Genomic DNA, 6,703 nt, shown 5'->3' on the forward strand with positions numbered 1-6,703 from the left:
AGGACAAACGTGACTCAATTTTTAATCACCCTATGGCTGGCCATGGGCCGCCTGCCATTCGCGCTTTATCGGCTTGCCTCTTCTGGCTTGTCGGGTGTGCTTGCTCTTTTATTGTTCGCACTGGCGCGCGAACGGCGCATGGTTGCGCTGACGAATCTTTCTCTCTGTTTTCCTGAAGCGTCCGTTACTCAGCGAATTCGCTGGGCCATTGCACACATTTATTTTTATCTTCGAACCTTTCTGGATCGTGCCTGGTTGTGGTCCGGGAATGAATCAGTGGTGCGCGATCGAGTTCGCATCGACAACCCACAATCCCTAGCAGGGCTTGATGGCGCACCTGCCACCATCTTCCTTGCACCCCATTTTCTGGGTCTGGATGCCGCCTGGAGCCGCCTTTGTCTTGAAGTGGACATGGTCACCATGTACTCCAATCAAAAGAATCCGGTGCTCAACGAACTAATACTTCACGGCCGTTCGAAGTTCGGGGATCAATTGCTGCTTTCACGCCAGCAGGGCGTGCGGCCCTTACTCACGGCGATGAAAAAAGGCAGGCCCTTGTACTACCTGCCCGACATGGATTTCGGCGAACGCGATTCTGTTTTTGTGAATTTCTTCGGCGTGAAGGCGGCCACGGTGACCGCCGTGGCACGATTGGCCAAAATGCTGAATGCACAAGTGGTACCCGTTACCACTGTTTACCGAAATGGCCGCTACCACATTCGAATTCACGAACCCCTGCCCAATTTTCCGCTTGAAGATGACACAGAGTCCACCCAAGCCATGAATCACCACATCGAATCATGGGTGAAAGACAACATCGCGCAATACTTGTGGCTTCACAAACGCTTCAAAACCCGCCCGCCCGGCGAGTCCAGAATATACTGAACACTAATCCTTAAGGCGCCACGCGCCAAGTGCACAGCAATGGCTAATTCAAACACACTTAAATTCACCAAAATGCATGGTGCTGGCAACGATTTTGTTGTACTCGACAATTGTGCCGGGCAACTTGAGCTGACGCCCGCCTTGATCAAACGTCTGGCAGACCGCCATTTTGGTGTCGGTGCCGACCAGGTTCTTGTCGTTGAGTCGTCGCAAGTTGCCGATTTCAAATACAGAATTTTCAATGCCGATGGGCAAGAAGTCCAGCAATGTGGCAACGGCGCACGGTGCTTTGCGCAGTATGTATTCGACAAAGGTTTAACCCAAAAAAATCAAATCAAGGTCGAAACATTGGCGGGCATTATTCAGCCTGAACTCATCAAGCACAACTGGGTGAAAGTGAACATGGGCCCAGCTGAATTTGAACCCGCCAAAGTGCCCTTTGTATCTGAAGGCTTGGCCAGCCGAAAGGTCGGTGCCATGACTCAGTACAAGCTGCCCGTAGATTCTGGCGCTGATCTTGAAGAACTATGGGTTGGCGTGGCTTCCATGGGCAATCCGCATGTGGTGGTACTGCTTGAGCAGCCCGCCACAGATGAATTGGTACAACGCTTGGGCGCTACGCTGGAATCTCATCCGCGTTTTCCGGAACGTGTGAATGTGGGTTTCCTGTATGTTGTTGATCGCAGTCGCGTGCATTTGCGTGTGTATGAACGTGGTGTCGGCGAAACCCTTGCATGCGGCACTGGCGCTTGCGCAGCAGCCGTGGTTGGAATGAAGATGGGCTTGATCGCCGATTGCGTGGATGTGGTAAAAGCAGGTGGAACACTCACCATCGAATGGAGTGGCCAGGAAGACAGCCATGTCTTGATGACAGGCCCCGCACAAACAGTATTTGAAGGAGAATTTCATTTATGACTGAAGAGGCCATTCAAGTTGCCGATTTTTTAAAAGCAAATCCTGACTTTTTAATACGAAATCCAGGCATTTTGGCTTTCATTAAATTGCCCGAACAAAGCACGGGCAACGTTGCCTCGCTGCACGAGCGTCAAGTGCACACCATGCGGGAAAAAGTGAAATCGCTTGAGCATCGCATGGTTGAAATGACACATGCTGCCGTGGAAAATCAGGCAATTATCGACAATCTTCAGTCCATTACCCGGTCTTTGCTTACCGTGAAAAATGCAGCTGATTTGCCCACCGTTTTGGTTGAAAAAATTAAGAGGCAGTTCGTGGTGCCAATTGTGCGTCTACAACTTTGGGCAGAGGGCGAGGGGGTCAGCGAAGGCGACAAATCCATCGTGAATGACATGAAAAGTCTTTATTGCGGTTTTGCTGAAAACGCACCAACCCTGAGCGTGTTTCAAGGCGAAGAAGTTGCGCCCCGCTCGGTGGTGTTAATTCCAATTCGTGTGGGCGCTAGCCCAGAGGCTTTTGGTTGCCTAGGTTTTGGCTCGCCAGACAAAGACCGTTTCTCGCCCACACTGGAAACCGATTTCCTCAACACTTTGGCAGAAACTGCATGCGCAGCACTGAGTCGGCTTCAGACAACAACGCAGTCTTAATCCAGCGGTATCTGGATTTTCTGCGATTGGAGCGTCGTCACAGTGAAAACTCGGTGACTGCCGTAAAGCGCGACTTGGCTCTAATCGATGCTCCGCTTTGCGCCGCATCATCCGCCAATTTAAAAACAATTTTGGCCAAACGACATGCTGGTGGTGCAGCGCCAGCCAGCCTCGCCCGAATGGCATCAAGCTGGCGCGGTTTTTTTAAATTCTTGCACGATCATGGGCACATTGAAATCAATCCAAGTTTGGGTTTGAAAACACCCAAATTGCCCCGGGCATTGCCCAAAGCTTTGGGAGTTGACTCACTCGCAGCCTTGCTGCAAGGGCCATTGCCACAAACATTTCGGTTTGCCCAGGCGCATGTGCTTATTGAGTTGTTGTATTGCACGGGGCTGCGCATCAGCGAGGCCTTGTCATTGAGCGCAAATGTGTTGTCGAATGCCAGTGAACTTCGCGTGATCGGCAAAGGCAATAAAGCACGGGTGGTGCCCGTAGTTGACGCATTGCAGGCTCGTTTCGCCGAGTTTTCTGAGCCCCGACTGCGTCACTTGTCCGAATTGGGCAAGGTGGATCAAATCGCCCTGTTCGTTTCCGCTAAAGGGGCACCATTAACCGTCAGGCAAGCGCAGCGAGACGTTGCCGATCACGCTGCAAATAGCGGGTTAGGCCAACACCTGCATCCGCACATGTTGCGTCATTCATTTGGAAGTCATGTGTTGCAGGGCACCCAGAATTTGCGGGCAGTTCAGGAATTGCTAGGCCATGCATCAATTGCCTCAACACAGGTATACACTGCGCTCGATTTCGACCATCTGTCCAGCGTGTACGACAACGCTTTCCCGCGCGCCAAATAGTCGAGGTTACAAGGCAGAAAGTAGGCGGGCTGCTGCAATGCCGATTGTTTCATTCTCAAGCCGACTCGTGTCAAGCGTTGTCAAGCGGCTCAACATTTTTCCTGTGTTGTGGGTTGGCTCATTGGCGCTGAAACGTTCTCGCGCTTGAATCATGATCTCTATCACCGCGTTGGCCTCTTCGCCCGCATTTTCCCTCGCGTACAGAATGGCCACTGTGTCTGCAAACAATTCTTGCTTGTAGACCATTTCGGGTTTTGGGCCAAAGCTGCCGGTGTTTTGAATACCCCGGAATTCTTCAGGGCTGACTTCAAAATTGGCCACAAATGAACGGCTTTCTCGCAAGCAGTGCCCCATTTCATGAGCAACAGATGCAGCAACAATCTGCGACCACTGCGCGCGGTTTTCCTCATTCAAGAATCTGCCCCACTGTGCCCAAGCTGTTTTGTTGGTGTTCACAATCACCACGCACTTGCCGTTCGCATAGGCCAATGCACCCAATGGGGTCGGCTCAGGGCGCTCGGTCACAATCAATGAAGGCTTGGTGCGCATCTCTACTTCCATTTCTGCCATCACTTCTTTGGCAATCTGCTCCACTTGCTGCGCAGGCAGGTTCGCTAGGTTAATTGAACCAAAGCCCAAACCAAGAGAGAGTAAAAATGACAACATTGCTGAATCCAAGCGTTTAACTTGAATTCAGTGTCTGCCTTGTTAATGGTTTTTCTTTTGGAGAGAAAAGCCTTATAAATCAGGCTTTTCCATCAAAGTAGGAGTCTGTCCGCTGCGCCATGTCAGAATTTCCTTTACAAGCTCAGGACCGGCAAATAATTCGTTGCGCCAGCGATTGGCGTGTGCCTGCAATTCAGTCCAGTGCACCTGTAAGCCTTGCCAGCTTTCAATAAAGCCTGCGCATTCCTCCAGCCTGTTCCAGCTTGCCCAGCAATTCCAAAGTGCTGAACTACAAGGCGCACTCAAGCCCGTCGAATAGCGCTTAAAAAAATCCGCCAGCTTTTTGGCGTGAGCCAAGTCCTGCGTTGGATAGATTTGCCAAACAAAGGGCTTGCCTGCCAACTGTGCTCGTACGAATGAATCTTCACCACGCACAAAAAGTACGTCATGCCCTGCAAGCAGTCCATCAAATTGACTCTGCGGGCAAAAGGGTAGGGCGGTGGCATATTCGAATTTACTATTGCGTGGTAGCTTGCCGGCCACTCCAATTTCAATCTGCGCCAATCCCTGTTCGTTTAATTCTTCGCAGGCCTGCAGCAATTCAAGCAAAGGTGCATTGGGGTAAGCAAATACAAACACCTTCAACGTGTTTTGAATCGCAGTATTTTTCGCTTGTCGAAGGTATTGCGGGTAATCGCAATGAATCAGGCCCCCAGTTTTGTCGGTAAAGCCAGGGTAAAAATACGAAGTTATCCGCCCGGTGTTTGGATCAACCGATTGGCTTAGGTGAAAACTTTCTACCCATTCTTCGGAAGACAGGTAATCCACCAACAACCATGGCGTGGCAGGGCAGCTTTCTTTAATCGCCAAGTCAAAACGGTACTCTGTCTGTTCACTGGATGTTCCGAATGGCTCAATCACCAAATCAAGTAAACGATAGGCGTCCGCGTTAAATTCGGCACGGCTTGCATCGATCAATTGCAGGCCAGAAACGTCATTGGCTGGGTAAAGCGCCTCGAAAGTAGGCAAATTATCGTGAAACAAAGAAACAGAATGGCCTTTAATCGCCAGTGCTTTTGCCAGCCGCAATGAAAACCCGGCGTCGCCATAGTTATCAATAACCTTGCAAACAATGCCAATCTGCATCTGATGTTTACCTTCAAAATGGAAAAAGGCCCCGAAGTGGGGCCTTTTCACAGTCCACCAAGTCAGTGGAGATTTACTTTACACGTGCGCGGTATTCAGCGGTGCGGGTATCAATTTCAATTTTGTCCCCAATTTCAACAAAGGCCGGCACTTGAATTTCAAAGCTCGTCGGCAAAATGCGCGCTGTCTTCATGATCTTGCCTGAAGTGTCGCCGCGCACTGCAGGTTCGGTATACTCAACTTCACGAACCAAGCTAGTTGGCAATTCAACTGAAAGCGCTTTGCCGTCATAAAACACCACCTCGCATTCCATGCCGTCTTCAAGGTAGTTCAGTGCGTCGCCCATGTTTTCAGCTTCCACTTCATACTGGTTGTATTCAGTGTCCATGAACACATACATGGGGTCTGCAAAGTAGGAATAGGTCACTTCCTTGCGTTCGAGCACCAACAGTTCAAACTTTTCGTCTGCCTTGTAGACACTTTCCATGCCCGCGCCGGTGAGCAGGTTCTTCATTTTCATTTTTACAACGGCGGCGTTGCGACCTGATTTGTTGTATTCAGTCTTCAAAACCACCATGGGGTCTTTGCCAACCATTACCACGTTGCCTAGACGAACTTCTTGAGCTGTTTTCATGAGTTTGATGAGGATTTAAAATTTAAGCCACGTATTGTACTCGAAGTGTTTGTTCGCACAAGCAACTTCTAAGCGTGAATATGTGGCCTTCGTGGGCAAGAAAGTCTTTTAATTCAGGCCGCTTTCGAAGTGCCTTTGTTCAGTATTGCACCCGGGTCTATCTCTATATAAGACGCAGGCGCCAAATCAGCAGGAAGCTTATAAGGTCCAACCGCTGTTCGGTGCAGGGCTTCAACGTGGTTTCCAACCGCAGCCACCATTCTTTTCACTTGATGGTACTTACCAGTTGTTATACCCAGTTCCAGTTTGCCATCGGGCATCAGGGTGGCGCGGCTGGCATAAATGATTTCAGGCTCATCGTCCAGGTCAACACCCTCTAACAAGCGGTTTAGTTGTAAGTCAGTAAATGGGCGAGCACCTGTTACCTCATAAATCTTTTCGATTTCCTGTTTGGTGCCCACTTTGCCGCTAATCAATCGGTGGATGAATTGACCATCGTCCGAGAACAACAAAAGCCCCGTAGTGTCCACGTCCAGCCGTCCAGCTGCTTGCAGCCCTCGTTTTATATAGTGCTTTGGTAGTAAATCAAACACGGAGGGGTTGTGGCTGGGTAAGTGTGAAGTTTCGTACCCTGCTGGTTTGTGCATTAATACATACTTGTATTGGGTAATTTCAAATCGATTTCCGTCGATTAAAACAGTGTCTCCCAGAGAAATTTCGTCGGTTTCTGGATCAATTTGAATTCCGTTGCGAAAAATCTCGGAATTCCAGAAAATATTTTCACATTCACGGCGACTTCCAAGTCCTTGTGATTGCAGTATTTTTACGCTAGGTCTTACTTTCATGTGACGTTTCTATGAATTTATTTGCCAAAAGTGTTTGACAGGTTTTGAATTGATGTGCATAATCTCGTTTCTCTGCTGCACGACAAGCAGGACGAAACGAAGCAAGCA

The 6,703-nt window shown here is 49.6% G+C and carries 8 protein-coding genes; 4 read left to right on the plus strand and 4 right to left on the minus strand.

The genetic code is table 11. From position 1 onward, the window contains the following. The first annotated feature begins 9 nt into the window (after positions 1 to 9). From NSP04_RS07090 to NSP04_RS07105, 4 genes are read left to right on the plus strand one after another with little or no spacing between them, the layout of a single operon-like run. Positions 10 to 885, plus strand: a complete 876-nt coding sequence (locus tag NSP04_RS07090; protein WP_257511641.1) for a lysophospholipid acyltransferase family protein — start codon at positions 10 to 12, stop codon at positions 883 to 885. 39 nt (positions 886 to 924) lie between these two features. Beyond that, entirely contained in the window at positions 925 to 1,800 is an 876-nt protein-coding gene (gene dapF / locus NSP04_RS07095) for a diaminopimelate epimerase (protein WP_257511642.1), read from the plus strand. Beyond that, the gene (locus NSP04_RS07100; protein WP_257511643.1) at positions 1,797 to 2,447 is read left to right on the plus strand and encodes a DUF484 family protein; all 651 of its coding nucleotides are present in this window, start codon (positions 1,797 to 1,799) and stop codon (positions 2,445 to 2,447) included. Before dapF ends, NSP04_RS07100 begins: the two co-directional genes overlap by 4 nt. Further along, positions 2,405 to 3,304: a tyrosine recombinase XerC gene (locus NSP04_RS07105; RefSeq protein WP_257511644.1), complete on the plus strand. Its 900-nt coding sequence runs from the start codon at positions 2,405 to 2,407 to the stop codon at positions 3,302 to 3,304. The genes NSP04_RS07100 and NSP04_RS07105 overlap by 43 nt, the downstream gene beginning before the upstream one ends. A 6-nt stretch (positions 3,305 to 3,310) precedes the next feature. On the opposite strand, the gene NSP04_RS07110 is transcribed toward NSP04_RS07105, so the two are convergent. The 4 genes from NSP04_RS07110 to NSP04_RS07125 form a co-directional block, all read right to left on the minus strand. After that, the gene (locus NSP04_RS07110) at positions 3,311 to 3,970 is read right to left on the minus strand and encodes a hypothetical protein (protein ID WP_257511645.1); all 660 of its coding nucleotides are present in this window, start codon (positions 3,968 to 3,970) and stop codon (positions 3,311 to 3,313) included. A gap of 72 nt (positions 3,971 to 4,042) precedes the next feature. Next, positions 4,043 to 5,116: an elongation factor P maturation arginine rhamnosyltransferase EarP gene (gene earP / locus NSP04_RS07115; protein ID WP_257511646.1), complete on the minus strand. Its 1,074-nt coding sequence runs from the start codon at positions 5,114 to 5,116 to the stop codon at positions 4,043 to 4,045. 73 nt (positions 5,117 to 5,189) lie between these two features. After that, complete coding sequence (gene efp / locus NSP04_RS07120; protein ID WP_257511647.1) at positions 5,190 to 5,750, minus strand: elongation factor P; 561 nt, start codon at positions 5,748 to 5,750, stop codon at positions 5,190 to 5,192. 113 nt (positions 5,751 to 5,863) lie between these two features. Then, positions 5,864 to 6,595: a 16S rRNA pseudouridine(516) synthase gene (locus NSP04_RS07125; RefSeq protein ID WP_257511648.1), complete on the minus strand. Its 732-nt coding sequence runs from the start codon at positions 6,593 to 6,595 to the stop codon at positions 5,864 to 5,866. Positions 6,596 to 6,703: the final 108 nt, after the last annotated feature.

Source organism: Limnobacter parvus, from assembly GCF_024623725.1.
Classification (GTDB): domain Bacteria; phylum Pseudomonadota; class Gammaproteobacteria; order Burkholderiales; family Burkholderiaceae_B; genus Limnobacter; species Limnobacter parvus.

What these genes read in the sequence shown, in the direction of transcription:
- dapF (WP_257511642.1), top strand. Translation starts at nt 925, where the DNA reads ATGGCTAATTCAAACACACTTAAATTCACCAAAATGCATGGTGCTGGC.
- NSP04_RS07110 (WP_257511645.1), bottom strand. Translation starts at nt 3,970, where the DNA reads ATGTTGTCATTTTTACTCTCTCTTGGTTTGGGCTTTGGTTCAATTAAC.
- NSP04_RS07100 (WP_257511643.1), top strand. Translation starts at nt 1,797, where the DNA reads ATGACTGAAGAGGCCATTCAAGTTGCCGATTTTTTAAAAGCAAATCCT.
- efp (WP_257511647.1), bottom strand. Translation starts at nt 5,750, where the DNA reads ATGAAAACAGCTCAAGAAGTTCGTCTAGGCAACGTGGTAATGGTTGGC.
- NSP04_RS07105 (WP_257511644.1), top strand. Translation starts at nt 2,405, where the DNA reads ATGCGCAGCACTGAGTCGGCTTCAGACAACAACGCAGTCTTAATCCAG.
- earP (WP_257511646.1), bottom strand. Translation starts at nt 5,116, where the DNA reads ATGCAGATTGGCATTGTTTGCAAGGTTATTGATAACTATGGCGACGCC.
- NSP04_RS07125 (WP_257511648.1), bottom strand. Translation starts at nt 6,595, where the DNA reads ATGAAAGTAAGACCTAGCGTAAAAATACTGCAATCACAAGGACTTGGA.